Consider the following 22,258-nt stretch of genomic DNA (forward strand, 5'->3'; position numbering starts at 1 on the left):
GAACAGTGGCAATTTGGGTGCAATACTCTCGCACCTGATTGTCAGAGACATCACCCATGCGTGTATTCCTTAGTCACTTTCGAGACCGCGCATTGGAAGTGATGGCTTCGGGCACTTCCATTCAGGGCCTGCTCGGCGAATTCGCACTGGCCTTGCAGGTCGAAGTCCCCGATGCCGTGGTCGGCATCCTGGTCCTGGACACGCCCGGCAATACGTTTCGCCACGCCATATTCCCCGCCATGCCCACGACCTTCACCACCGCATTGATCGGCAACCCGATCAGCGCGGGCCGCGGTTCCTGTAGCCATGCCGTACGCACCGGCAAGACCGTCGAAGTGCCCGATGTGGCGTCGGACGAGCGCTTTTCCGAGCAGTGGCGCGACGAGTTTCGCAAGCACGATCTGACCTCGTTGATTTCGGTACCGGCCATCGGCACAGACGGCGAGGTACATGGATCGCTCGCAGTCATACATCCCATGGACATGGGCCTGACCAAGGAGCAACGGGTGTTCCTGTCGGGCGCGGCGGGCTTGTGCGCCCTGTTCTGCCGTTACAGCCGCACCCAGGAGTCGCAGACTTTGCTGATCGGTGAGCTTGAACACCGCATGCGCAATCTGTTCTCGACGCTTTCCGGAGTGGCGGTGCTGACCCTCAGAAACTACCCGGAGCCCGAGCAGTTCCGGTACATGCTCGATCAGCGCATGGTGATGATGCAGCGCGCCCATGCCCTGGCGCTGTCCCCGGCGGAAATGCCGCTGGCCTCGCTGCTGAGCGAGGTCCTGTCTCCGTACAGCGACCGTTACCGGATCCGTTTCGACGGCCCCGCCATTTTGTTGGCCAAGGAGGCAGCGGCGGCCTTCGCCATGGTGGTCCATGAACTGGGTACCAACGCCGCGAAATACGGCGCGCTCTCGCAACCGGGGGGCGAGTTGCACATCAGCTGGCAAACCGAACAACGCTCGCCCGACGATGCGCACGACGGCTTCAGCTTGAGCTGGCAGGAACTCAACGGGCCCGTAGTGCTAGCGCCGTCGCGCAAAGGCTACGGAACGCTGATGGTCAACGGGGCGCTGCGCAATGCGTTCAACGGCTCGGCCGCCTTCACTTACGAAGCGGCAGGGTTCAATTGCCTGATCAGCGCGCCGTTCAACGAGCGCCTCGGGCGGGCAGAGCCACATCATGACTGACCTGGCACTGCCCTGCGCTTCTCACATCGAGGTGCGGCGTTAAGGTGCAACCAGTCGTTCAGTAGCGGTTGCAGCGGCAATGCCGCCTATTGATCGTCTGGATGCTCGGATGTCACCGAATCGTTGACTTCGACGTCCGGCATCTCTTCATCGAGACCAGCGTCATCGTCTTGCAGCTCAGGTGCCTGTTTGGTGGCCGGATCTTGCGGTGCGGGATCGCGTGGCACGGTTGGGTGGTTGTCCATCGTCGTATCTCCAAGCCGACGGGCGAAGTGCCCGTCCGTATAGCTGTGAGGACCCTCGACCCGGGCAGTGCCCGCTGCCGGACCGACGGCGGCGCTACCTCCTGATTAATCACATGGTAGAAGCAGACCTGGGGAACGTTTTTCGGCGCGAATTGACGGCTTGCGCGAATCGCCGCACTCCCCTCACACTGCCGCATCCACCGCTTACCGAGGCTTGCAGCGCATGTCGCCTTATTCGTCACAGCACCAGTATTACCTTTCAGGCGCGGAACGCTCGGCGATCGCGGAAATCGAGGGTACTACCAACATTCTCAAACTGGTCTTGAAGTACACGGCCATGCCGTTCGCGGCTATCGCCAAGTTCAACGACAACGACTGGGTCATCTGCGCGGCGCTGGACAGAGGCGACTTCGGCCTGGAGCAGGGCGACGCCTTTCCACTGGAACGCACCGTTTGCAGCGAGTTTTTGCGCGCGCCGGAAGCCTTGCTGGTGCCCTCGCTGACCCAGGATTCGCGTTTCGCCCTGCGCCCCATCGTCAATCAGCTGGGCTTGGACAGCTACGCCGGGGTGCCGATTTTCCTGCCCAACGGCGACCTGTACGGCGCTTTATGCGCGCTCGATACCCGCGAAGCGTATTTCGACGACCCGGACCTGGCCGAAGTACTGTCCCTGTTCGCACGCCTGGTAGGGTGCATCCTGTATGCGTGCATCGAAGATCAGGCCGTGGAGCCGGTCGAATCTGTCTGACCGACCCTAGCGCTCCAACGGCCCTGAACGACAAAGCCCAGCACTGATGCTGGGCTTTGTCGTTCAAACGCCGAGCGGATCACTCGGTCTTGGCGGTGCCGTTTTCGCGGGGCACCTGGGAGTCTTGGTCCGAGCCTGGGTTACCCGCCGGCGGGTTCCAGTCTTCAGGCTTTTTGCCTTCCTGGGAACCGACACCTTGCTTGGGCTCGGACGACGTCTGCTCGAGTCCCGAACCGTGGCCTTCGCCGGTATCTGGGGTGTCGCTGCTCGGGCCTGGATAAGGTGCTGCGGGTCCATTGTTGTCTTTGATCACGATCGTTCTCCGCTGGTGGACGCAGGCCATCTGCATCTGAAACATTGGAAGAACGTCACTCGCCGAAGTGCGATGGCATTGACGAACGGCACGCGCCTGCACACTGCCCTACCCTTTCGACGAGCCGAACTGGTAGGGTTGCACCGGTATTCGCGGCACACCCCTGTGCTCGATCGAGTCGACGTCATCCGTTCAATAAGGAAGTACCCGATGAAACGCTATCTGGCCCTGGCTACCTTCGCTGCCCTGGTTGGCTGCAGCCATGACACACCTGTCCCGAACACGCCGAACCTTGAAGGCAAATGCGACGAAGTGGCAAGGTTCGACCTGTCGTTTTCGCGCTTCGACGAAGTCGCGCAGGACATCGGCAACGACAGCGGTTGCGTGATCAAATCCGATCTGAACAGCACGGGCGCGGTGAAGCCCAATGTGGTGAAAGGCGAAATGACCCGCCGCGAAGCCATCCAGGCGGCCATTCAGAGCACCGGCCTGCAGATCGTCAACCACCAGCCCGACCAGGTCACGGTGCAGTAACGGTGCGGGGCGGTCGGCGCGCTTGCCCTGTCTCGCTCGATGGCAAACGCGCAGTGGGTCGCAGGGCTCAGCAGTAACCGGGCGGGATCCCGTCCTTGTTCTTGTCCTTGAGGCGCTCGCGTTCTTCTTCGGTGGCGTGCGCCGGTACGTCGTCCTGCTGGGCAGGGGTGGGCTTGGGTTGCTCTTGCTTGGGATCGGTCATGTCAACGTCCTCGACTGAAAAGTGACGGACGTTGGGCAGCAATGGACGGCCATATGTTCAGTCGGACCGGCGGCAACCCGCTTCACGACGAGCCGCCGCCGGCAAACAGCGTCATTTGCGTGTCTTTGGCTGGATCACCTGGGTGTAGAGGAAGTAGCCACCGGCGATTTCGGCGACGGCGAGCACGCCATGCAGCGGTCCGAACATGAAGGACGAGGCGATGAACGCCACGGCGACGATACCGGCGAAGATCTGCAGGATCTGCACGGTCTTGGGCGACACCGCGACCTTGCCATTGACCACGTAACCGGCGGCCAGGCCGATCAAGATACCGATGATGATGCGAGTGAACATTGCAGCTCCTTACTCGGGCGAGACGCCGACGTCGTTTAACGTGCTGGTGAGGTATGTGGACCGGGCGCGAAAGCTCGCGCCGAACCATCTTACACATCCGCACTGGCGGCGCAGAGGCGCGGACATGACCGACGCCCATGTCAACACGCCTGGCCCATCGATGCTGCTCGCCAGGCGAACTCGAGACGCCCCTGGACGACAATCGAAGATCGGACGGGAGCTTGCGTGCACGCTGCGGTCCAAGCGTACAGCGAGCCCTGCTCCGACCTGGACGGCGGTGCCGCGCCACCTCACACGACAGGTGCGCACACCCTTCGCTCTGCCCACGATCCACTTTGGAGAACAGCCATGCCAGTGACCGTCAAAAAACTCGAAGGCGATGACATCCCTCCCCACCGTCGCCGCGAAGACGTGACTCAGATATTTCGTGTGACGGACGACGACGGTGTCGAGCATTTCGTCGACAGCGACGAGGCGGCCGCGAAACTTGCGGTCACCCTGAGCGAGCTGGACCGAGACGAGCGCGTTTGAACCCAACGCCTCGCCTGTAATGGGCCCGCAGTCAGCGGGCGATCATGCTGGCGGCCTGCTCGGTTGCCTCGGTGGTGCGCGTCGCCAGCTTGCGCACCTCGTCAGCCACCACGGCGAAACCGCGCCCCGCTTCACCGGCGCGAGCCGCTTCGATGGCCGCGTTCAACGCCAGCAAATTGGTCTGGCTGGCAATGCTCTGGATGGTGGCGACGATGCTCGACAACTGGGCGATGTTGGCTTCCAGGGTTTTCTGATAGTCGGCTTGGGATTGGCGCATCGCGCGCTGCTCGTGCTGCAGGTGGACGTCCACCAATGCCCCCACCACCCGCAACGGCAGGCCATCGGCGTTGCGCCGCGTCTGGCCGCGGGCGCGGAACCAGCGGTACTCGCCCGAGCGGTGTTTGAGGCGGTACTCGATGTCGAATGGGGTCTTGCCGCTGCGGTCGGTCAAGTGCGCGGCGAAGGCTGACAGGCTGCGCTCCTTGTCTTCCGGATGCAGGCGCGAGGCCCAGCTGTCGAGCACGTCGGGGAATTCCTCGACCGTTTCGAAGCCCAGCAGACGGCGGAACTGCGGCGACCACCAGAAGGGATTGCGCGGGTTGACTGGATCGCCTGCGATCACTTCCATGTCCCACAAGCCGTCGGACAGCATCTCACGGGCCAATTCGAAACGGGTGATGATCACATCGTGCTCGCGATCGCGCTCCAACTGGTCGTGGATGTCGCGCAGCGAGCCGGCCACGCGTAGAGGCGCGCCTTTGCCGTCGCGCAGGGTTTCGCCCTGGGCATAGAACCAGCGGTAGGTGCCGTCTTTCATGGCCAGGCGGTTCTTGACCCGATAGGGAGTGCTGCCCGAGCGGTCGTTGAGATGGCGCGCGAAAGCGTCGAGGGTGGCCTGCTTGTCTTGTGGGTGCAGGCGGTCGGCCCAACTCGACAGCACGTTCGGGAAGTCATGTTCGCCCTGGAAACCCAGCATCTGGCGCAATTGCTGCGACCACCAGAACACGTTGTGCGGATTGACCGGGTCACCGGCGACCACTTCCATGTCCCACAAGCCTTCGCTGGACGCACGGTTGACCAGATCGAAGCGCACCTGATGGCGTTGCGCAGCGGCGCTGGCTTGGGCCAACTCTGCCTCGGTCGCAGCCAGTCGCTGCTCGACTTCGGCGCTTGCCTGAACCTGCGCCTGCTCACGTGCTTGCAGGGTTTGCCAGGCTTGCAGCACGGGTTGGTTGCGCGAGCGCTGTTCGAGTTGAGGGGGTTGCAGCGTGGTGACGGCCTTGACCAACTCGTGCAAAGCCTTGCGGTCGCGCCGCGGCGCCAGGAAGGAAAACATGGGGTAACCTCTTGATGGAAAAGGCCTGATCCCTGGCGTCATTCACCTGCATCGGCGGCGTTTTACGTTTCTGTAGCATGTTGTTTCATTTATTTGGACAAGCCCCCAACGGCGTATAACTTTTTCCGCAGCGTTTTCCCTAGTGACTTTGCACGCGGATCTTTTCAGCCGAGGACGAACGCCGCAGTGGCAGTGCGTGTGCGAAGCAGCGCAAGTTCCGGCGCCACGCCATTTGACGAGCAGCCTTCGAGCAGGCAGTTTGCACGCCTTCCTATCGACTTCACGGAACTGGAGGTCTTCATGCCCAACGTGTTTAGTCGTTTGTTCAGGCGCAAGCCTCAGACCACCAGAGCATCGGCGCAGCCTACCGACCTGCCCAACCCTCTGGGGCCGATGCTCGCCGGCCTGCCCCTGGCCGAGTGCGCCTCGCGGCACGCCTCGCACGACTCCAGCCACCATCATCACCAGGCGGATTGCTCGTCGTCCGATAGCGCCGGCGACAGCGGGTCCAGCGACGGGGGGGCCGGCAGTTGCGACTGATCGACTCCATACACCCGCATCAGGTCGATGGCGGGCATCCGCCTCAGGGTGCGCAGCGCCCATGAACGTCTCCGAGCACGTGACGGTGAAGTGCCCCCGGTGCGGCGCCTGTGCCCAGTTCCATGAGCCGTTCGCGTTCCTGCGGGCAGCGCCCACCGGCCAGACGGCCATTGCCTGGGGCGGCTGGTTCGTGGTCGAGCGCTACCCCGACGTGCTGCCCTGGCAGGCGCCCAAGGGCCGTTCGAGTCAGTACCTGGTGCATGGCGGCGACGATGGCCGGGGCTATGCGGTGTTGCATCGCGGCGTGGTCGATTGCCGGGCGTGCATGGCGCGTTTCGTCCATGAGCTGGCCTGGCCCGACGACCTGTGGTGGCAATGGTCGATCCGTGGTCATCTGCTGTGGGCCTGCGACCGGGCCCAGGCTGTGCAGATTCTCGACTACGTGCGGGCCACCGACCGACCGGCCCGTTCCATCCACGGGCCGATCGGCAGCCTGCCTAGCGTGTTTCTCTCGGCCAAGATGCGCGGCGCTGTGGTCAAGGCCATGGAAAAGACACTGGCCGCAGGCTGAGTCTGGCGCTTATTGCTCGCGTTTCTTGCCAATCACGACGGCGCCGCGGGTGATCGAAAAACCCACATCGCCGACGTAGTTGCCGTTGCTCTGCAGGCATTGCTCGGTCTGGCCCATCGAGACCGGCACCACGTTGACCACGTCGTATCCCTCGGCGTCGTAGGCCTCGTACATGTCGCGCAGCAGGTTGGCATACTCGTCGAAGTTGACGTGACGGCTGCTGTAGACCTCCTTGGTCTTGTTGCCGAAAAGGCCAGCGGGTTTGGTTTCGCTGGTCAGCGAGGCGTAGAACCAGCGCGAAATGAATTTGCCGGACATGGGGGCTCCTTAGAGGGCGTTGGGAAGAGCCGGATATCTTGCACCCGTTGGCGCACAGTGCAACAGCCCTTCGCCTCGGGCGCTTCGACAGACTCAGGCCAACGCGTCCCAATAGGGTGGATCACCAATGGCCTCGACCAGGTACTGAGTAACGGCGCTGACCTTGCGCGAGCGCAGGCGGCTCTGCGGCGACAGCACATGGATCGCACCCGGATCGGCTTCGACTGCGGCCGTCCAGTCCGGCAGCAGCCGCACCATCTGCCCGCTGGCGAAGGTGTGCTTGTCGTACAGCCAGGTCGGAAACAGCACGATGCCCCGTCCGGCCTGTGCGGCCGCCACCAATACCTGCGCATCGTTGCTGCGCAGCGGGCCCTGCACGTCGATGACCTGCGGCGCCGCGTGCGGCGACTGCCGGAAGAACCAGCGCTGCGCACCCGCCAAGCCCTTGTAGACCAGACAGCGATGCTGGGCCAGCTCTTCAGGGCAAGTGGGTGCGCCGAAACGTTCGACATAGGCCGCGCTGGCCGCCAGCACGTACTTCTGCTCGGCCACTTGGCGGCCGATCAGGCCCGAGGGTTCCAGATGCCCGACGCGCAAGGTGATGTCGGCACCCTCCTGGACCGGATCGATGAAGGCGTCGGTCAAGGTCAACTCGATGGTGATGTCGGGGTAGGTGTCGGCCATGCGGTTGAGCAGGCCGGCGATCTGCAACTTGCCCAAGGCTACCGGCGCATTGATACGCACCAGCCCCTGCACGGCATCCGGCCTGCCCTGCAGCGACTCGTCGGCGGCATCGAGCAACTCGAGCACTTCGCGCAATTGATAGTAGTAGCGCTCCCCCGCCTCGGTCAGCCGCACGCCACGGGTGTTGCGATAGAGCAATTGCTGCCCGAGGCTCTTCTCCAACGCCGCGATGAACCGCGAGACAGAAGAAGCCGGCACCTGGAAGTGCCGGGCTGTGGCGACGAAGCTGCCGGTCACGGCGACCATGACGAAGAAGCGGTGGGCCTTGAGGTGCATGTGGGTCCTTGGGACAAACGGGCCGAAGGCCCTTACGATCAACCTGGGCGTTGCGATTGCAGCAATGGTGTTTTGCTGGGAGCCGCAATTGTGACGATTAGCGCACCGAAATACCATGCCGCCCTTGATTCAGGAGATCCACCGTCATGCAACAACTCTGGATAGTGCCCCTCGTCGTGCTTGCGGGCATGGGGCTTTCCGTCGAAGCCGGGCTGCTCGGCCCGTTGGGCGAAACCGTCGGCCACGGCTGGGCGGTGTTCGGCATTTTCAGCCTGGGCTCGCTGCTGCTGACCTTCGGCCTGATCTTCGGCCGGCCGAAGCTGGCAGCGATGTTCGCCAAGCCGCGCTGGATGCTGGCAGGCGGCCTGTTGGGCCCGCTCTACGTCGGCGCCTTGACCCTCGCCACGCCGCACATCGGCGTCGGCCTGACCATGGTCGGCATCTTGTTCGGCCAGGTGGCGGCAAGCCTGGTCATCGACCACTTCGGGTGGCTGGGCGCGGAGAAAAAACATGTCGACGGCTACCGTCTGGGCGCTCTAGTGGCGATTCTCGGCGCGCTGTGGCTGATCAATTCGTAAGGGGAAACCGATGCTGTTCATCATGCTGGTGATCGTAGTTCTGGGCGGCGCGGTGTTGTGCGCGCAGTCCGCCATCAATGGGCGTTTGGGGCATCAGGTGGGCGTGCTGGAAAGCGCCTGGCTGACGTTCGTGATGGGTGCGATGGTGAGTTTTCTGTATGCCTTCCTGTTCGAACCGCAACACGCGATGAACCTGTTCAGCGTGCCGCGCTGGCAGGTGACCGGTGCGTTCTTCGGGGTGGTGTACATGCTGGTGATCGTCTTCGCCGTGCCGCGTATCGGCACCGCAGCGGCGACGGTGGCGGTGATCAGCGGGCAGCTGTTGATGAGCCTGCTGATCGACGACTTCGGCTGGTTCGGCAATGCCGTGATCGAGTTGGACACTTCGCGCAAGGTTGCCATCGGCCTGCTGGCGGTGGCGTTGGTGTTGATCTACAAGAGCAATACGGCCGCGCGGGCCGCCGAGGCCACGCGCGCATCGGCCTAGCGCCACACCGCTCGCCGTCGATCCAAGCCAGGCCACGCCCCAATGCCGATCAGTCAAGCAATCGAGGCCGCTTAGCGGCTCATTGCGGCTAATCGGAACGCCGAACCGGCCGCTCCCACAGGATGGTTAAACTCCTGTGGGAGCGGCTTTAGCCGCGATGGGCTGCAAAGCAGCCCCAAGTGACACCACTCCGGCTTAACTGACTGACATTAGGCCAGCCCCTGGCTCAGACGCGCGCCATCCAAAAGCGTGGGTGCGGCAGGCGGTTCTACCTACAGGTTGTAGGCCCGTTCGTTGTGCGTCGTCAGGTCCAGCCCTTCTTCCTCGTCTTCACGGTCGACACGCAAACCGATGGTCAGCTTGAGCACCGCGAGAATCGCCAGGCTCACTGCCAGGCAGTAGGCGAAGGTGAAACCCACCCCTTGCAACTGCACCAGCACTTGCCGCCCCGGCGTGATGCCTTCCACATAACCACCCAGCGACGGCGCCGCAAACACGCCGGTCAACACCGCCCCGATCATCCCCCCTACCCCATGCAGCCCGAACACATCCAGGCTGTCGTCATAGCCCAGCGCCCGCTTGAGCCGAGTCACGGCGAAGAAACAGCCGACCCCGGTGAGAATGCCGATGGCCAACGCGCCGAGCGGCCCGACGAAAGCGCACGCCGGGGTGATGCCGACCAGCCCGGCCAACGCGCCAGAGGCTGCACCCAGCGCCGTGGGCCGACCGTCCACCAGATGCTCGGTGAGCAGCCAGCCGACGATGCCTGCACACGCTGCCACCATGGTCGCCAGCATGACCACGCCCGCCCCTTGGTTGGCGGCCAAGCCCGAGCCCACGTTGAAGGCGAACCAGCCGACCCAGATCAACCCCGCGCCGACCAGAGTCAGGCCCAGGTTGTGCGGTGGCATGGGCGTTTGCGGATAGCCTTTGCGCTTGCCGAGCATGTACGCCGCCGCCAGCGCCGCCCCCCCCGAATTGATGTGCACGGCGGTGCCGCCGGCGAAATCCAGCACGCCCCAGTCGACCATCAACGCGCCCGGCCCGCCCCACACCATGTGCGCGATGGGCGCATAGACCAGCACGAACCACAGCGCCATGAACAGCAAGGCCGCGCCGAACTTCATGCGCTCGGCGAAGCCGCCAGCGATCAATGCCGGGGTGATGATGGCGAAGGTCAGCTGGAACACCGCGTAGACCCCCTCCGGGATACTGCTCACCAAACTGTCATGGCCGATGTCGAGCATCAGCGCCTTGTCCAGGCCGCCGATGAAGCTGTTGAGGGTCAACTGCCCGGCGACCATGCCCTGGGTGCTGACCACCAGGCTATAGCCGAACAGCACCCAAAGCACGCCGATCACGCCCGCGATGGCGAACAGCTGGGTGAATATCGAAAGGAAATTCTTCGCCCGCACCATGCCGCCATAGAACAGCGCCAGGCCCGGCAGACACATCAGCAGCACGAACATCGCCGCGCAGATCATCCAGGCAGTGTTACCGGTATCGAGGCCCGGCTCGGCCGCCTGGGCCAGCGGCGCGGCGGCCAACGCGAGTAAGGCAAAGGCACGCTTCATGGGTTCGCTCCTTTACGAATGAAAACCGCCGGCATGCGGGCCGGCGGTATGGTGTGGATCAGTACTGGGCCTGTCCCGGCACCCAGGCCGTGCCCGCCAGCGGCACGCGGGCCATGGCGGCGGCTTCCACGGTCAGGGCTACCAGGTCTTCCGGGTCGAGGTTGTGCAGGTGCGACTTGCCGCAGGCACGGGCCATGGTCTGCGCTTCGAGCACCAGCACCCGCAGGTAGTTGGCCAGGCGCCGGCCGGCCTCTTCGGGGTGCAGACGTTTGGCCAGCTCCGGGTCCTGGGTGGTGATGCCGGCCGGGTCGCGGCCGTTCTGCCAGTCGTCATAGAAGCCTGCGGCCGAACCGATCTCGCGCAGTTGCGCGTCCAGACGCGGGTGGTTGTCGCCCAGGGCCACCAGCGCGGCGGTGCCGATGGCCACCGCATCGGCGCCCAAGGCCATGGCCTTGGCGACGTCGGCACCGTTGCGGATGCCACCGGAGACGATCAATTGCACCTGACGGTGCATGCCCATCTCCTGCAAGGCCTGCACCGCTTGCGGGATGGCCGGCAGGATCGGGATGCCGACGTGCTCGATGAACACCTCCTGGGTCGCCGCCGTGCCGCCCTGCATGCCGTCGAGCACGATCACGTCGGCACCGGCCTTGACCGCCAGCTTGACGTCGTAATACGGGCGGCTGGCGCCGATCTTCACGTAGATCGGTTTTTCCCAATCGGTGATCTCACGCAGTTCGGCGATCTTGATCGCCAGGTCGTCCGGGCCGGTCCAGTCGGGATGGCGGCAGGCGCTGCGCTGGTCGACGCCGATCGGCAGCGTGCGCATGCCGGCCACCCGCTCGGTGACCTTCATGCCCAGCAGCATGCCGCCGCCACCGGGCTTGGCGCCCTGCCCCAGGACGATCTCGATGGCGTCGGCCTTGCGCAGGTCGTCGGGGTTCATGCCGTAGCGCGACGGCAGGTACTGGTACACCAGATGCTGCGACTGGCCGCGCTCTTCCGGGGTCATGCCGCCGTCGCCGGTGGTGGTGCTGGTGCCGGCGATGGTGGCGCCACGGCCCAAGGCTTCCTTGGCGTTGGCCGACAGCGCGCCGAAGCTCATGCCGGCGATGGTCACCGGGATCTTCAGGTGGATCGGCTTCTTGGCGAAGCGCGTGCCCAGCACCACGTCGGTGCCGCATTTTTCGCGGTAGCCTTCCAATGGGTAGCGCGAGACGCTGGCGCCCAGCAGCAGCAAGTCGTCGAAGTGCGGCAGCCGGCGTTTGGTGCCGCCGCCACGGATGTCGTAGATACCGGTCTCGGCGGCGCGCTGGATTTCCTGGATGGTCAGCCGGTCGAAGGTGGCCGATTCGCGCAGCACGGGGGGAAATTGTTCGCTCATGGGTAGGCTCCTGGCTCAGTACGCGCTGGCGTTGTCGACTTTGAAGTTGTACAGCTCACGGGCCGAGCCGTAGCGTTTGAAATCGGCGGCCCGGTGCGTCAGCCCCGCCTGGTCGAGCAAGGCTTGCAGCTCTTCCAGATGTTCGGCGCGCATGGCCTTTTCGACGCAGTCCGAACCCAGCGACTGCACCGAACCCTTGACGTAGATGCGCACCTCGTACAGGGAATCGCCCAAGGCATCGCCGGCATCGCCGCACACCACCAAACGCCCGGCCTGGCCCATGAAGCAGCTCATGTGGCCGATGCTGCCGCCGACCACGATGTCCACGCCTTTCATGGAAATGCCGCAACGCGCCCCGGCGTCGCCTTCGATCACCAGCAGCCCGCCGTGGGCGGTGGCGCCGGCGGCCTGGGAGGCGCTGCCCTTGATGCGCACCGAGCCGGACATCATGTTCTCGGCCACGCCCACGCCGACGTTGCCGTGCACGGTGATGTCGGCCTGCTGGTTCATGCCGGCGCAGTAGTAGCCGGCATGGCCGTCGATATCCACCGAGATCGCCTGGTCGATGCCCACGGCCAGGTTGTGCTTGCCGGCCGGGTGGCTGACGCGCCATTCGCGGTCTTGCACATCGCCGTGCAGGGCCTGGTTGAGGTCGCGCACCGAGGCGCTGGAAAGGTCGATCGTTTTCATGGCTGTCTCCAGTGGTTCGGGGGAAGGCTCAGGCGCTTTCGCGCTCCCAGACGTACAAGGTGGCCGGCGCCGGCTCCCAGACCTTGGCCTTGTCGATGCCCGGCAGGCTGGCCAGGGCCTGGTATTCCGAGGCCATGGCCACGTAGTCGTCGGTTTCGGCCAGCACCGCAGGCTTGCAGGCGATCGGGTCGCGGATCACGGCAAAACCGTTACGGGTGCCGATGGCGAAGGTGAAGAAACCGTCGAGGTCCTGCAGCGCGCCGTCCAGGGCCTGGGCCAGGGTGTCGCCCTGTTGCAGGCGCCAGGTCAGGTAGCCGGCCGCGACTTCGGTGTCGTTGTCGGTTTCGAAGCTGATGCCCTGGGCCTTGAGCACCTGGCGCAGACGGAAGTGGTTGGACAGCGAGCCGTTGTGCACCAGGCACAGGTCGGCGCCGGTGGAGAACGGGTGGCTGCCTTCCATGGTCACGGCGCTTTCGGTGGCCATGCGGGTATGGCCGATGATGTGGCTGCCCTGCATGCCGGCCAGGCCGAAGCGGCTGGAAATCTCGGCCGGTAGGCCCATGCCCTTGAGGATCTCGATGCTCTGTCCGGCACTCATGATGCGCACTTCGTCGGCGAACTCGGCCAGCGCCGCGCGCGCGGCCGCCTCGCTCGTCTGCACCTTGAGCACGGCGGCGCTGGCGTTCTGGAACCAGTCCAGCGAGCAGGCCAGGCGCGCTTCCAGCTGGCCCATCAGGGCCGCCCAGGGGTAGTCGGCGCGGGTGGCTTGCAGAGTCAGCTTGAGCCAGCCGTCGCCCACTTCATCGCCATAGATGGCGAACCCTGCGCTGTCCGGGCCACGGTCGGTCATCGCTTGCAGCATGGGTTCGAACAGTTGGCCGAGCTGGGCTTCGAGCTCGGGTTTCTTCAAGTACAGACCTACGATTCCGCACATAAAAGCCTCACTTCGTTGGGCAGCCGGCGGCAAGCGGCAGGCTGCAAGTTGTCCGTGTCGAACGGGAAAGTTTTCGCGGGCGGCGTGCCGCTCAGAAGAATTCGGTGTAGCGCTGGATCTCCCAGTCCGAGACGTGGCGGCTGTATTCCACCCACTCCATCCGCTTGAGCTTGATGAATTCGTCAACGATCTCGGCGCCCAGCACCTCGCGGAACAGCGGGTCGGCCTCGAGGGCGTCGGCGGCCTCCTTGAGCGACTGCGGCAAGGTGGCGATGCCACGCGCGGCGATGGCGTCCAGGCCGAGGCTGTAGAGGTTCTCGTTGCACATCGGCGCAGGTTCCAGCTGGCGGTCGATGCCATCCAGACCTGCGGCGATGATCGCGGCGGTGACCAGGTACGGGTTGCAGCCGGCGTCGGGCAGGCGAAATTCCAGGCGACCGTAGGGAATGCGCACCATCGCCGACCGGTTGTTGGCGCCCCAGGCGACGAAGGCCGGCGCCCAGGTCGAACCTGACAACGAGCGGCCCACCACCAGGCGTTTGTAGGAGTTCACCGTGGGCGCGGCGAAGGCGCACAGCGCCGGGCCATGGGCCATCAGGCCGGCGGCGAAATGGTAGGCGAGCCTGGACAGGCCCATGCCACTGCTGTCGCTGTCGTCCTGGAACAGGTTGGGGTTGCTGTCGCTGGCCAGCGACAGATGGAAATGCATGCCGTTGCCGGCGCGCTTGGGGTCGGGCTTGGGCATGAACGAGCAGATCATCCCCAAGTCGTTGGCAATTTCACCGGCGGCCATGCGGAAGAACGTGAAGCGGTCGGCCGATTCCAGGGCGTCGCTGAAGGTGTAGTTGATCTCGAACTGGCCGTTGGCGTCTTCGTGGTCGATCTGGTAGATGTCGAAGCCCACCGGTTGCAGGGCTTCGGTCAGGCGCTCGAGGAACAGCCGCGAGCGCGACAGGCCCTTGTAGTCGTAGCAGGGCTTGTCAAGGTTGTCGGAGGCGTCCACCAGTTGCAGCTTGCCCTGCTCGTCGCGGCGGAACAGGCTGAACTCCGGTTCCAGGCCGGTGTTGAGCGTCCAACCCTTGTCGGCCAGGCGCTGCACCTGCTGCTGCAACACGTAGCGCGGGTCGTACGGCCAGGGCTGGCCGTTGACGTGGCCCACGCACACAACACGGCCATAGCCCGGTTGCCAGGGCACTGGAGTCAACGTCGACAGATCTCCCCGAGCCATGAAATCGGGGCCATGCGGCTCCATGCCCATGCCACAGATGGCGAAGCCGGCGAAACCGGCGCCCTGCTCGGCGACCATCTTCAGGCCCGAGACCGGCACCGATTTGGTCTTCGCCGAGCCATGGATATCGACGAATTGCGCCAGCACGTACTTGATGCCGAACTGGTCGAGAATGCGCTGGGTGTCTGCTGGCAACATGGGTTGATCACTCCTGGATGAGGGCACGGCGAGGTGGGCCAGTGGGTATTTCCAATCAGGAAACTTACTTTCACCACAGGAATGCAACGGGCTTGCCAACTTTGCGGGTTGCGTTGCAAATCACAGGAAGCGCGCTTTTCCCTCTGTCTATATGGGAAACTTCCTTTCACCGCAGGAAACCCAGTACTTGGCCCAGAGCTTTTTGCTAATTCCTGGTGCGAAAATAATATTCTTGAACTGAAACCGTGCAGGAGCCTACATGTCCACCGAGATCGAACCCCGGCTGCGCCTCGAGCAGTTTCTCGGCTTGCAACTCAAGCGTGAGCGTCAGGCCCAGGCGCTGAAACTGGCCGACGTGGCACGCATCGCCGGCATCAGCCAAGGCATGTTGAGCAAGATCGAAAACGCCCAGGTGTCGACCAGCCTGGATACCCTGAGCCGCCTGTGCGACGTGCTGGGGATGCCGATGTCCAAGCTGTTCGCGCAATACGATCAGCCAGACGGCAACGCGCTGCTGGTCAAAGCGGGCGAAGGCATGGAGGTAGTGCGCCGCGGCACCGAGAAAGGCCATACCTACCAGTTGCTCAACCACACCCGCGGGCCGAAGAAGAGTTTCGAGGCGTACATGGTGAGCATGGACGATGCCAGCGAGGAGTTCCCAACCTTCTCCCACCCCGGTACCGAGCTACTTCACTTATTGGAAGGCGAGTTGGTATACCGGCACGGCAACCAGCTGTACCGGATGCAGGCCGGCGACAGCTTGAGCTTCGATGGCGAAACCCCCCACGGGCCAGAGGAGCTGGTGCGAGTGCCGATTCGGATGCTGTCCGTCATCAACTACGGTACCGAGTGACGACGATCCGCTGAACAGGGCAGTCGTCGCACCTCCCACCCACCTGTGACCTTTCCTCTCAAGATAATAAATTTCCTACCAGATATAGACCTGGCGATCAACTTCGCCTATAAACCCGCAAAAGGAAATTTATATTCCTGCCAAGAATTATTTAGTACCACTCCCTTTCGCCCTTGTGCCCGACCTGCCCCACTTCATCACGAGGATCCGAGCATGCACCCCGCTCCCGACCACTTCATCCTGCGCGTCAGTTGCCCGGCGGTGTCCGGCATCGTCGCGGCAGTGACCACGTACCTCGCCGAGCAAGGTTGCTACATCAGCGAAATGGCGCAGTTCGACGACGAGGACAACGGCCGCTTCTTCATGCGTGCGGTGTTCCGCTACAACCTCGGCGTCACGGGCGATACGGCGCAGCTGGAAGCCGGCTTCGGCGACGTGGCCGAGCGCTTCGACATGGACTGGAGCCTGCACAGCAGCGCGCGCCCGACCCGCGTGCTGCTGATGGTCAGCAAGTTCGACCATTGTCTGGCCGACCTGCTCTATCGCCACGCCAAGGGCGAGCTGGACATGCACATCACCGCTGTGGTTTCCAACCACCTCGATCTGCGCGCCATGGCCGAGCGCCAGGGCATCCGTTTCATCTACCTGCCGGTGAGCAAGGACACCAAGCAGGCGCAGGAAGCGGCGCTGATGCGCATTGTCGAGGAGACCGGCACCGAGCTGGTGGTGCTGGCGCGCTACATGCAGATCCTCTCCGACGACCTGTGCTGCCAATTGAGCGGCAAGGCGATCAACATCCACCACTCCTTCCTGCCCGGCTTCAAGGGTGCCAAGCCCTACCACCAGGCCTACCAGCGCGGGGTCAAGCTGATCGGCGCCACGGCCCACTACGTCACCAGCGACCTGGACGAAGGCCCGATCATCGAGCAGGAGGTGCAACGCGTGGACCACGCTTACAACCCTGAAGACCTGGTCGCCATCGGCCGCGATACCGAAACCATCGCCCTCTCGCGCGCCGTGAAGTACCACCTCGAGCACCGGGTGTTCCTCAATCACGACCGCACGGTGATCTTCAAATGAACGCCCTTTCCAGCGTCAAGCTGATCGACGGAAAGGCCTGTGCGGCGAGGGTGCTGGTCGAGGTGCGCGAGCAGGTGCATGCGCTGCGCGAGCACGGTACGCAACCGGGGCTGGCCGTAGTGCTGGTCGGCACGGACGCCGCCAGCCAGGTGTACGTGCGCAACAAGGTGCTGCGCGCCAATGAAGTGGGCATCCGCTCGCTGGAGCATCGCCTGCCCGCCGCCACCCGGCAGACCGAGCTACTGAGCCTGATCGCGCGGCTCAACGAAGACCCGCAGGTGCACGGCATCCTGGTGCAACTGCCATTGCCGGCGCACATCGACGAACACCGCGTGCTGCAAGCGGTGAGTCCGCTCAAGGACGTCGACGGCTTTCATAGCGAGAACGTCGGTGGCCTGGCCCAGGGCCGCGAAGTGCTGACGCCCTGCACCCCCAGCGGCTGCATGCGCCTGCTGCGCGAAGCCTGCGGCGAGCTGCGCGGCAAGCACGCCGTGGTGGTGGGCCGCTCCAACATCGTCGGCAAGCCCATGGCCGCCCTGCTGTTGCAGGCCGACTGCACGGTGACCACGGTGCACTCGCGCAGCCGCGACCTGCCGGCGCTGTGCCGCCAGGCCGACATTCTCGTGGCGGCGGTGGGCAAGCCTCGCCTGATCGGTGCCGACTGGCTCAAGCCCGGCGCGGTGGTGATCGACGTCGGCATCAACCGCATCGACGAAGACGGCCGCAGCCGTCTGGTCGGCGACGTCGACTTCGCCGCCGCCCTGCCCCAGGTCGCAGGCATCACGCCGGTGCCCGGCGGCGTCGGCCCGATGACCATCGCCTACCTGATGAAAAACACGCTGCTGGCCTTCGCGCTGCAGCAACAGGCCACTCGCCAGGAGCGCACCCCATGCCCTTCGCCCTGCTGAAACACGGCTTGAGCGCCGACTACCCGGTCGATGTCGACCTGCCGCCGCCGTGCGAACTCAAACCCCACTACGACGTGGTGATCATCGGCGGCGGCGGGCACGGCCTGGCCATCGCCTATTACCTGGCCAAGTACCACGGCATCACCAACGTCGCGGTACTGGAAAAGGCCTACCTGGGCGGTGGCAATACGGCGCGCAACACGGCGGTGATCCGCTCCAACTATCTGACCAGCGAGGGCGTGCGCTTCTATGCCGAATCGGTGCGGATGTTCCAGAACCTGTCCAACGAATTCGATTTCAACATCATGTATTCCGAGCGCGGCCAGCTCACCCTGGCGCACACCGACGCCACCGTGCGTGCCTTCCGCCAGCGCGCCGAGGTCAACAAGCACTTTGGCGGGCGCACGGAAATGATCGACCGTCAGCAGATCCGCGAACTGGTGCCCAGCCTCAATCTCGACCCCGGCCACCTGCCGGTGCTGGCCGGGCTCTGGCACATCGACGGCGCCACCGCGCGGCACGACGCCGTGGCCTGGGGCTATGCCAAGCAGGCGGCCAAGCGCGGCGTGGAGATCCATCAGCTCACCGAAGTGCAGGACCTGGTGATCCGCAACGGCCGCATCGAGGCGGTGAAGACCAACCGTGGCACCGTGCAGTGCGGCTGCGTGGTGCAGGCGGTGGCAGGCGCCAGTTCGCTGTTGATGAACAAGGCGGGCATTCGCGCGCCGATCCAGACCTACCCGCTGCAAGCCATGGTCACCCAACCGCTCAAGCCGTTCCTCGACCCGCTGGTGAGCTCCTCGGCCCTGCACTGTTACGTGCAGCAGACCAGCCGTGGCGAAATCGTCTTCGGCGGTGGCTCGGACCCTTACCCGCTGTACGGCAGCCGCTCGACCCTGGACCTCAAGGAAAGCCTGCTGGCCCATGCCATCGAGATGTTCCCGTTCATGGCCAACGCCAAGCTGATGCGCCAATGGGCCGGCAGCACCGACATGACCCCCGACTACAGCCCGATCATGGGCCTGTCGCCGGTCGACAACTATTACCTGGACGCCGGCTGGGGCACCTGGGGCTTCAAGGCCACGCCCATCTGCGGCAAGACCATGGCCGAACTGGTCGCCAGCGGCGGCAGGGTCCCCGAGCTGATCGCCCCCTTCGCCCTGGAGCGCTTCAGCCGCTTCCAGCAAGTCAACGAAATGGGCGCTACGGCCGCGAGCCACTGACAGGAGCACCAGACGATGAAGATTCTGACCTGCCCCTTGAACGGGCCACGCAACATCAGCGAGTTCTCCTACGGCGGCGAGCTCAAGCCGATGCCCGATCCGGCCACCTGCAGCGACGTCGAATGGGCCGACTACGTGTTCAACAGCGCCAACCAGGCCGGCGTGGTCACCGAATGGTGGCTGCACAACGCGTCGAGCTACTGGTTCCTGGCCGAGCGCCACACCGTCAGCGACCAAGTGCTGCGCACCTTCGACCCTAAAGACATGTTCGACCGCCGCGTCGACTTCGCCCCTGCCGCCACCCCGGAGATCGCCGGATGAACAGCCCTGTCCGCCTACCCGCCCCCATGGGCCTGCTGATCGACCGCGCGCGGCCCGTGCGTTTCCATTTCGACGGCCAGGCTTGCGAAGGTTTCGCCGGCGACACCATCGCCAGCGCGCTGCTGGGCAACGGCCGCTGGTTGCTGTCGCGCTCGTTCAAGTACCACCGCCCGCGTGGCCCCTTGAGCATGGCCGGGCAAGACGCCAACACCCTGGTGCAATTGCCCGACGAACCCAACGTGCTGGCCGATCTGGAGCACATCCGCGACGGCCTGGAAGTCGAAGGGCAGAACTACAACGGCAGTCTGAACGACGACCGCGACGCCTACCTCGGCACGTTCTCGCGCTTCATGCCGGTGGGCTTCTACTACCGCGCCTTTTACAAGCCCAAAGGCATGTGGAAACGCTGGGAGCCGCTGATTCGCAAAAAAGCGGGCCTGGGCGTGCTCAATCTCGACTTCAAGCCGCAGTACTACGACAAGGCTTACCTGTTCGTCGACCTGGCCATCGTCGGCGCCGGCCCCGCCGGCCTGCGCGCCGCTCTGGAAGCCGCCAATGCCGGGGCCAAGGTGCTGTTGATCGAGCAGCAACCGGTGCTCGGCGGCTCGCTCACCTATGCCCGCTTCGACATCGCCGGCACCCGTGCCGCCGCCCTGCGCGAAGAACTGCTGGCCGCCATCGATGGCCACCCCAACATCCAGGTGCTGCTGCAAGCCACCTGCAACGGCTGGTTCACCGACAATTACCTGCCTGTGATCCAGCACCAGCGCATGTACAAAGTCCGCGCCACGCGCTGCCTGGTCACAGCCGGCGCCTTCGACCAGCCCGTGGTGTTTCGCAACAACGATCTGCCCGGCGTGATGCTGACCAGTGCCGCCCAGCGCCTGATGAAGCTGTACGCGGTCAAGCCCGGCCAGCGCGCGGTGGTGCTCACCGGCCACGACGACGGTTACCTCGCCGCACTCGACCTGCAAGAGCAAGGCGTGGCCGTGGCGGCCGTGGTGGACATGCGCGCCGCGCCGCTCGATCCCGCCCTGGCCGCCGAACTGCAACGGCGCGCCATCCCCCTGCACCTGGGCAGCACCGTCTACGAAGCCCTGCACGAAGCGGGCATGCGCCACGTCAGTGGTGCGGACATCCGCCCCATCGTCGGCCAGGGCAAGGTCGGCGTCCAAGGCCTGCGCGTGGCCTGCGACCTGTTGTGCATGTCGGCCGGCTACATGCCGGTCTACCAACTGCTGTGCCAGGCCGGCGGCAAGCTGAACTACGACGTCGAGCGCGACGCGTTCGTCATCGACCAATTACCCGCCGGGTTGGACATCGCCGGTTCGGTGAACGGCCGCCACCACCTCGACAACGTGCTGGCCGACGCCACCCGCAGCGCCGGCGAAGCCTTGCTCGCCCTCGGCCTGCCGGCACCGGCGCTGTCCGACTCGGTGCTCGAAGCCAAGGTCAACTTCCCCTGGCCGATCTTCCCCCACCCCAAGGGCAAGGATTTCGTCGACTTCGACGAAGACCTGCAAGTGCGCGACATCGTCAACGCCACCCGCAGCGGCTACCGCGACATCCAGCTGGTCAAGCGCTTCTCCACGGTCGGCATGGGGCCTTCGCAGGGCCGTCACTCGGCGCTGCCCACTGCTCGCTTGGTGGCCCAGGCCACCGGTCGCAGCATTGGCGAAACCGGGGTGACCACCGCCCGTCCGCCCTTCCAGGCGGAAAAACTCGCCCACGTAGCGGGCCGCGCCTTCGACCCTTACCGGCAAACGCCGATGCACCGCCGCCATGTGCAGGCCGGCGCCAAGCTGATGCCCGCCGGCGCTTGGCAGCGCCCGGCCTACTACGGCTCGCCCGAACAGCGCGACCCGTGCATGCAGGCCGAAGCTCGGCACGTGCGCGAGAAGGTCGGCTTGATCGACGTCTCCACCCTGGGCGGCCTGGACGTGCGCGGGCCGGACGCGGCCGAACTGCTCGAGCGGCTGTACACCTTCGGCTTCGCCAAGCTGGCCATCGGCCGTACCCGCTACGCCCTGATGACCAACGAGCACGGCGTGGTGATCGACGACGGCGTCTGCGCGCGCCTGGCCGACTGGCATTTCTATGTCACCGCGACGACCAGCGGGGTCGATCGTCTCTATCAGCAGATGCTCAAGTGGAACGCCCAGTGGCGTCTGGACGTGGACATCACCAACGTGACCGCTGCTCTGGCGGCGGTGAACCTGGCCGGGCCGCTGTCGCGTCAGGTGCTGGAACGGGTCTGCGACGACGTCGATCTGTCGGCCGCCGCCTTCCCCTACCTCGGCGTACGCCTGGGCAAGGTCGCTGGCATCGCCGCACGCATCCTGCGGGTCGGCTTCGTCGGCGAGCTGGGCTATGAAGTGCACGTGCCGGCGCGCCATGCCGAGTACCTGTGGGACGCGCTCATGCAGGCCGGTGCCGGCCTGGGCATCCGCCCGTTCGGGGTCGAGGCGCAGCGTTTGCTGCGTCTGGAAAAGGGCCACGTGATCATCGGCCAGGACACCGACGGCATGACCCACCCCGCCGAGATCGACATGCAATGGGCCATCGGCCGCAAGAAACCCTTCTTCGTCGGCAAGCGCTCCATCGAAATCCTCGAAGCCCAGCCGCTCAAGCGCAAGCTGGTCGGCTTCAGCCTGCCGCAAGGCAGCCCGCAGCCGCTCGAAGGCCACCTGGTGCTCGATGGCCCGGACATCAGCGGCAACGTCACCTCCTGCGAGTACTCGCAGACCCTGGGGCAGATCATCGGCCTGGCGTATGCCGGCGCGCACCAGGCCACGCCGGGCATGCACATCCCGATCCGCGTCGAAGGCGGCGCGCTGGTGCATGCCACGGTGGTGCCCTTGCCTTTCCACGATCCCGACAACTCGCGCCAGGAGCTCTGAG

The 22,258-nt window shown here is 64.8% G+C and carries 25 protein-coding genes and 2 pseudogenes; 14 read left to right on the forward strand and 13 right to left on the reverse strand.

The window, feature by feature from the left end:
• Nucleotides 1-56 precede the first annotated feature (56 nt).
• The gene (locus tag B4M43_RS15500; protein ID WP_296268331.1) at nt 57-1,187 is read left to right on the forward strand and encodes a GAF domain-containing protein; all 1,131 of its coding nucleotides are present in this window, start codon (nt 57-59) and stop codon (nt 1,185-1,187) included.
• An 86-nt stretch (nt 1,188-1,273) separates the two neighbouring features.
• Here the strand turns inward: B4M43_RS15500 and B4M43_RS15505 are convergent, their stop codons facing one another.
• On the reverse strand, nt 1,274-1,432 hold the full coding sequence (locus tag B4M43_RS15505; RefSeq protein WP_296268332.1) for a hypothetical protein: 159 nt from the start codon (nt 1,430-1,432) through the stop codon (nt 1,274-1,276).
• Between the two features lie 223 nt (nt 1,433-1,655).
• Between B4M43_RS15505 and B4M43_RS15510 the strand changes: the two genes are divergently transcribed.
• Nucleotides 1,656-2,180, forward strand: coding sequence for a GAF domain-containing protein (locus tag B4M43_RS15510; protein ID WP_296268333.1), 525 nt, complete (start codon nt 1,656-1,658; stop codon nt 2,178-2,180).
• A 79-nt stretch (nt 2,181-2,259) separates the two neighbouring features.
• On the opposite strand, the gene B4M43_RS15515 is transcribed toward B4M43_RS15510, so the two are convergent.
• Nucleotides 2,260-2,493: a hypothetical protein gene (locus B4M43_RS15515; protein WP_296268334.1), complete on the reverse strand. Its 234-nt coding sequence runs from the start codon at nt 2,491-2,493 to the stop codon at nt 2,260-2,262.
• Nucleotides 2,494-2,703: 210 nt separating this feature from the next.
• Between B4M43_RS15515 and B4M43_RS15520 the strand changes: the two genes are divergently transcribed.
• Nucleotides 2,704-3,027, forward strand: coding sequence for a hypothetical protein (locus B4M43_RS15520; protein ID WP_296268335.1), 324 nt, complete (start codon nt 2,704-2,706; stop codon nt 3,025-3,027).
• 67 nt (nt 3,028-3,094) lie between these two features.
• Here B4M43_RS15520 and B4M43_RS15525 read toward each other — a convergent pair whose 3' ends face one another.
• Both B4M43_RS15525 and B4M43_RS15530 read right to left on the reverse strand, forming a co-directional pair.
• A complete protein-coding gene (locus B4M43_RS15525; RefSeq protein ID WP_296268336.1) occupies nt 3,095-3,229 on the reverse strand; it encodes a hypothetical protein in 135 nt (44 codons plus the stop codon).
• Between the two features lie 111 nt (nt 3,230-3,340).
• The gene (locus B4M43_RS15530; protein ID WP_296268337.1) at nt 3,341-3,583 is read right to left on the reverse strand and encodes a hypothetical protein; all 243 of its coding nucleotides are present in this window, start codon (nt 3,581-3,583) and stop codon (nt 3,341-3,343) included.
• A gap of 348 nt (nt 3,584-3,931) precedes the next feature.
• Between B4M43_RS15530 and B4M43_RS15535 the strand changes: the two genes are divergently transcribed.
• Nucleotides 3,932-4,114, forward strand: coding sequence for a hypothetical protein (locus B4M43_RS15535; RefSeq protein ID WP_296268338.1), 183 nt, complete (start codon nt 3,932-3,934; stop codon nt 4,112-4,114).
• A gap of 66 nt (nt 4,115-4,180) precedes the next feature.
• On the opposite strand, the pseudogene B4M43_RS21190 reads toward B4M43_RS15535, so the two are convergent.
• Together B4M43_RS21190 and B4M43_RS15540 are read right to left on the reverse strand one after the other, a co-directional pair.
• Nucleotides 4,181-4,361: pseudogene (locus B4M43_RS21190) on the reverse strand (methyl-accepting chemotaxis protein); the annotation flags it as partial.
• Nucleotides 4,362-4,427: 66 nt separating this feature from the next.
• Nucleotides 4,428-5,492 (reverse strand): annotated as a pseudogene (locus B4M43_RS15540) (PAS domain-containing protein); the annotation flags it as partial.
• A 258-nt stretch (nt 5,493-5,750) separates the two neighbouring features.
• Between B4M43_RS15540 and B4M43_RS15545 the strand changes: the two are divergent.
• Nucleotides 5,751-5,990, forward strand: coding sequence for a hypothetical protein (locus B4M43_RS15545; RefSeq protein ID WP_296268340.1), 240 nt, complete (start codon nt 5,751-5,753; stop codon nt 5,988-5,990).
• Between the two features lie 61 nt (nt 5,991-6,051).
• Complete coding sequence (locus B4M43_RS15550; protein ID WP_296268341.1) at nt 6,052-6,561, forward strand: hypothetical protein; 510 nt, start codon at nt 6,052-6,054, stop codon at nt 6,559-6,561.
• A 9-nt stretch (nt 6,562-6,570) separates the two neighbouring features.
• Here B4M43_RS15550 and B4M43_RS15555 read toward each other — a convergent pair whose 3' ends face one another.
• Both B4M43_RS15555 and B4M43_RS15560 read right to left on the reverse strand, forming a co-directional pair.
• On the reverse strand, nt 6,571-6,879 hold the full coding sequence (locus B4M43_RS15555; protein ID WP_296268342.1) for a hypothetical protein: 309 nt from the start codon (nt 6,877-6,879) through the stop codon (nt 6,571-6,573).
• Between the two features lie 93 nt (nt 6,880-6,972).
• Complete coding sequence (locus B4M43_RS15560; protein WP_296268343.1) at nt 6,973-7,899, reverse strand: LysR family transcriptional regulator; 927 nt, start codon at nt 7,897-7,899, stop codon at nt 6,973-6,975.
• A gap of 146 nt (nt 7,900-8,045) precedes the next feature.
• On the opposite strand from B4M43_RS15560, the gene B4M43_RS15565 reads away from it, so the two are divergent.
• Entirely contained in the window at nt 8,046-8,477 is a 432-nt protein-coding gene (locus tag B4M43_RS15565) for a DMT family transporter (RefSeq protein ID WP_296268344.1), read from the forward strand.
• Nucleotides 8,478-8,487: 10 nt separating this feature from the next.
• The gene (locus B4M43_RS15570) at nt 8,488-8,964 is read left to right on the forward strand and encodes a DMT family transporter (protein WP_296268345.1); all 477 of its coding nucleotides are present in this window, start codon (nt 8,488-8,490) and stop codon (nt 8,962-8,964) included.
• Nucleotides 8,965-9,236: 272 nt separating this feature from the next.
• Here the strand turns inward: B4M43_RS15570 and B4M43_RS15575 are convergent, their stop codons facing one another.
• The 5 genes from B4M43_RS15575 to glnT form a co-directional block, all read right to left on the reverse strand.
• Nucleotides 9,237-10,538: an ammonium transporter gene (locus B4M43_RS15575; protein ID WP_296268346.1), complete on the reverse strand. Its 1,302-nt coding sequence runs from the start codon at nt 10,536-10,538 to the stop codon at nt 9,237-9,239.
• Between the two features lie 58 nt (nt 10,539-10,596).
• Nucleotides 10,597-11,922, reverse strand: coding sequence for an FMN-binding glutamate synthase family protein (locus tag B4M43_RS15580; protein ID WP_296268347.1), 1,326 nt, complete (start codon nt 11,920-11,922; stop codon nt 10,597-10,599).
• Between the two features lie 15 nt (nt 11,923-11,937).
• Nucleotides 11,938-12,612 (reverse strand): protein glxC, encoded by a 675-nt coding sequence (locus tag B4M43_RS15585; RefSeq protein ID WP_296268348.1) that lies wholly within the window; start codon nt 12,610-12,612, stop codon nt 11,938-11,940.
• 28 nt (nt 12,613-12,640) lie between these two features.
• The gene (locus tag B4M43_RS15590; RefSeq protein ID WP_296268349.1) at nt 12,641-13,546 is read right to left on the reverse strand and encodes a class II glutamine amidotransferase; all 906 of its coding nucleotides are present in this window, start codon (nt 13,544-13,546) and stop codon (nt 12,641-12,643) included.
• A gap of 91 nt (nt 13,547-13,637) precedes the next feature.
• Nucleotides 13,638-14,972 (reverse strand): type III glutamate--ammonia ligase, encoded by a 1,335-nt coding sequence (glnT, locus tag B4M43_RS15595; protein ID WP_296268350.1) that lies wholly within the window; start codon nt 14,970-14,972, stop codon nt 13,638-13,640.
• A 259-nt stretch (nt 14,973-15,231) separates the two neighbouring features.
• Here glnT and B4M43_RS15600 point away from each other — a divergent pair, with 259 nt between their 5' ends.
• The 6 genes from B4M43_RS15600 (at nt 15,232) to B4M43_RS15625 (ending at nt 22,257) form a co-directional block, all read left to right on the forward strand.
• Nucleotides 15,232-15,825 carry a helix-turn-helix domain-containing protein gene (locus B4M43_RS15600; protein ID WP_296268351.1) on the forward strand — a complete coding sequence of 198 codons (594 nt, stop codon included), beginning with the start codon at nt 15,232-15,234 and terminating at the stop codon, nt 15,823-15,825.
• Nucleotides 15,826-16,038: 213 nt separating this feature from the next.
• Entirely contained in the window at nt 16,039-16,905 is an 867-nt protein-coding gene (gene purU, locus B4M43_RS15605) for a formyltetrahydrofolate deformylase (RefSeq protein ID WP_296268352.1), read from the forward strand.
• Nucleotides 16,902-17,813 (forward strand): bifunctional methylenetetrahydrofolate dehydrogenase/methenyltetrahydrofolate cyclohydrolase FolD, encoded by a 912-nt coding sequence (gene folD, locus B4M43_RS15610; RefSeq protein WP_296268353.1) that lies wholly within the window; start codon nt 16,902-16,904, stop codon nt 17,811-17,813. The genes purU and folD overlap by 4 nt, the downstream gene beginning before the upstream one ends.
• Entirely contained in the window at nt 17,795-19,036 is a 1,242-nt protein-coding gene (locus B4M43_RS15615) for an FAD-dependent oxidoreductase (protein WP_296268354.1), read from the forward strand. The genes folD and B4M43_RS15615 overlap by 19 nt, the downstream gene beginning before the upstream one ends.
• Nucleotides 19,037-19,051: 15 nt before the next feature.
• Nucleotides 19,052-19,357, forward strand: a complete 306-nt coding sequence (locus B4M43_RS15620) for a sarcosine oxidase subunit delta (protein WP_296268355.1) — start codon at nt 19,052-19,054, stop codon at nt 19,355-19,357.
• Nucleotides 19,354-22,257 carry a 2Fe-2S iron-sulfur cluster-binding protein gene (locus B4M43_RS15625; protein WP_296268356.1) on the forward strand — a complete coding sequence of 968 codons (2,904 nt, stop codon included), beginning with the start codon at nt 19,354-19,356 and terminating at the stop codon, nt 22,255-22,257. Before B4M43_RS15620 ends, B4M43_RS15625 begins: the two co-directional genes overlap by 4 nt.
• Nucleotide 22,258 lies beyond the last annotated feature (1 nt).

Origin of the sequence: Pseudomonas sp. UBA6562, assembly GCF_002434265.1 — a bacterium.
Taxonomy (GTDB): Bacteria; Pseudomonadota; Gammaproteobacteria; order Pseudomonadales; family Pseudomonadaceae; genus Aquipseudomonas.

Excerpts from the sequence above, each read along its gene's own strand:
- B4M43_RS15500 (WP_296268331.1), top strand. The coding sequence starts at position 57 with ATGCGTGTATTCCTTAGTCACTTTCGAGACCGCGCATTGGAAGTGATG.
- B4M43_RS15505 (WP_296268332.1), bottom strand. The coding sequence starts at position 1,432 with ATGGACAACCACCCAACCGTGCCACGCGATCCCGCACCGCAAGATCCG.
- B4M43_RS15510 (WP_296268333.1), top strand. The coding sequence starts at position 1,656 with ATGTCGCCTTATTCGTCACAGCACCAGTATTACCTTTCAGGCGCGGAA.
- B4M43_RS15520 (WP_296268335.1), top strand. The coding sequence starts at position 2,704 with ATGAAACGCTATCTGGCCCTGGCTACCTTCGCTGCCCTGGTTGGCTGC.
- B4M43_RS15525 (WP_296268336.1), bottom strand. The coding sequence starts at position 3,229 with ATGACCGATCCCAAGCAAGAGCAACCCAAGCCCACCCCTGCCCAGCAG.
- B4M43_RS15530 (WP_296268337.1), bottom strand. The coding sequence starts at position 3,583 with ATGTTCACTCGCATCATCATCGGTATCTTGATCGGCCTGGCCGCCGGT.
- B4M43_RS15535 (WP_296268338.1), top strand. The coding sequence starts at position 3,932 with ATGCCAGTGACCGTCAAAAAACTCGAAGGCGATGACATCCCTCCCCAC.
- B4M43_RS15545 (WP_296268340.1), top strand. The coding sequence starts at position 5,751 with ATGCCCAACGTGTTTAGTCGTTTGTTCAGGCGCAAGCCTCAGACCACC.
- B4M43_RS15550 (WP_296268341.1), top strand. The coding sequence starts at position 6,052 with ATGAACGTCTCCGAGCACGTGACGGTGAAGTGCCCCCGGTGCGGCGCC.
- B4M43_RS15555 (WP_296268342.1), bottom strand. The coding sequence starts at position 6,879 with ATGTCCGGCAAATTCATTTCGCGCTGGTTCTACGCCTCGCTGACCAGC.
- B4M43_RS15560 (WP_296268343.1), bottom strand. The coding sequence starts at position 7,899 with ATGCACCTCAAGGCCCACCGCTTCTTCGTCATGGTCGCCGTGACCGGC.
- B4M43_RS15565 (WP_296268344.1), top strand. The coding sequence starts at position 8,046 with ATGCAACAACTCTGGATAGTGCCCCTCGTCGTGCTTGCGGGCATGGGG.
- B4M43_RS15570 (WP_296268345.1), top strand. The coding sequence starts at position 8,488 with ATGCTGTTCATCATGCTGGTGATCGTAGTTCTGGGCGGCGCGGTGTTG.
- B4M43_RS15575 (WP_296268346.1), bottom strand. The coding sequence starts at position 10,538 with ATGAAGCGTGCCTTTGCCTTACTCGCGTTGGCCGCCGCGCCGCTGGCC.
- B4M43_RS15580 (WP_296268347.1), bottom strand. The coding sequence starts at position 11,922 with ATGAGCGAACAATTTCCCCCCGTGCTGCGCGAATCGGCCACCTTCGAC.
- B4M43_RS15585 (WP_296268348.1), bottom strand. The coding sequence starts at position 12,612 with ATGAAAACGATCGACCTTTCCAGCGCCTCGGTGCGCGACCTCAACCAG.
- B4M43_RS15590 (WP_296268349.1), bottom strand. The coding sequence starts at position 13,546 with ATGTGCGGAATCGTAGGTCTGTACTTGAAGAAACCCGAGCTCGAAGCC.
- glnT (WP_296268350.1), bottom strand. The coding sequence starts at position 14,972 with ATGTTGCCAGCAGACACCCAGCGCATTCTCGACCAGTTCGGCATCAAG.
- B4M43_RS15600 (WP_296268351.1), top strand. The coding sequence starts at position 15,232 with ATGTCCACCGAGATCGAACCCCGGCTGCGCCTCGAGCAGTTTCTCGGC.
- purU (WP_296268352.1), top strand. The coding sequence starts at position 16,039 with ATGCACCCCGCTCCCGACCACTTCATCCTGCGCGTCAGTTGCCCGGCG.
- folD (WP_296268353.1), top strand. The coding sequence starts at position 16,902 with ATGAACGCCCTTTCCAGCGTCAAGCTGATCGACGGAAAGGCCTGTGCG.
- B4M43_RS15615 (WP_296268354.1), top strand. The coding sequence starts at position 17,795 with ATGCCCTTCGCCCTGCTGAAACACGGCTTGAGCGCCGACTACCCGGTC.
- B4M43_RS15620 (WP_296268355.1), top strand. The coding sequence starts at position 19,052 with ATGAAGATTCTGACCTGCCCCTTGAACGGGCCACGCAACATCAGCGAG.
- B4M43_RS15625 (WP_296268356.1), top strand. The coding sequence starts at position 19,354 with ATGAACAGCCCTGTCCGCCTACCCGCCCCCATGGGCCTGCTGATCGAC.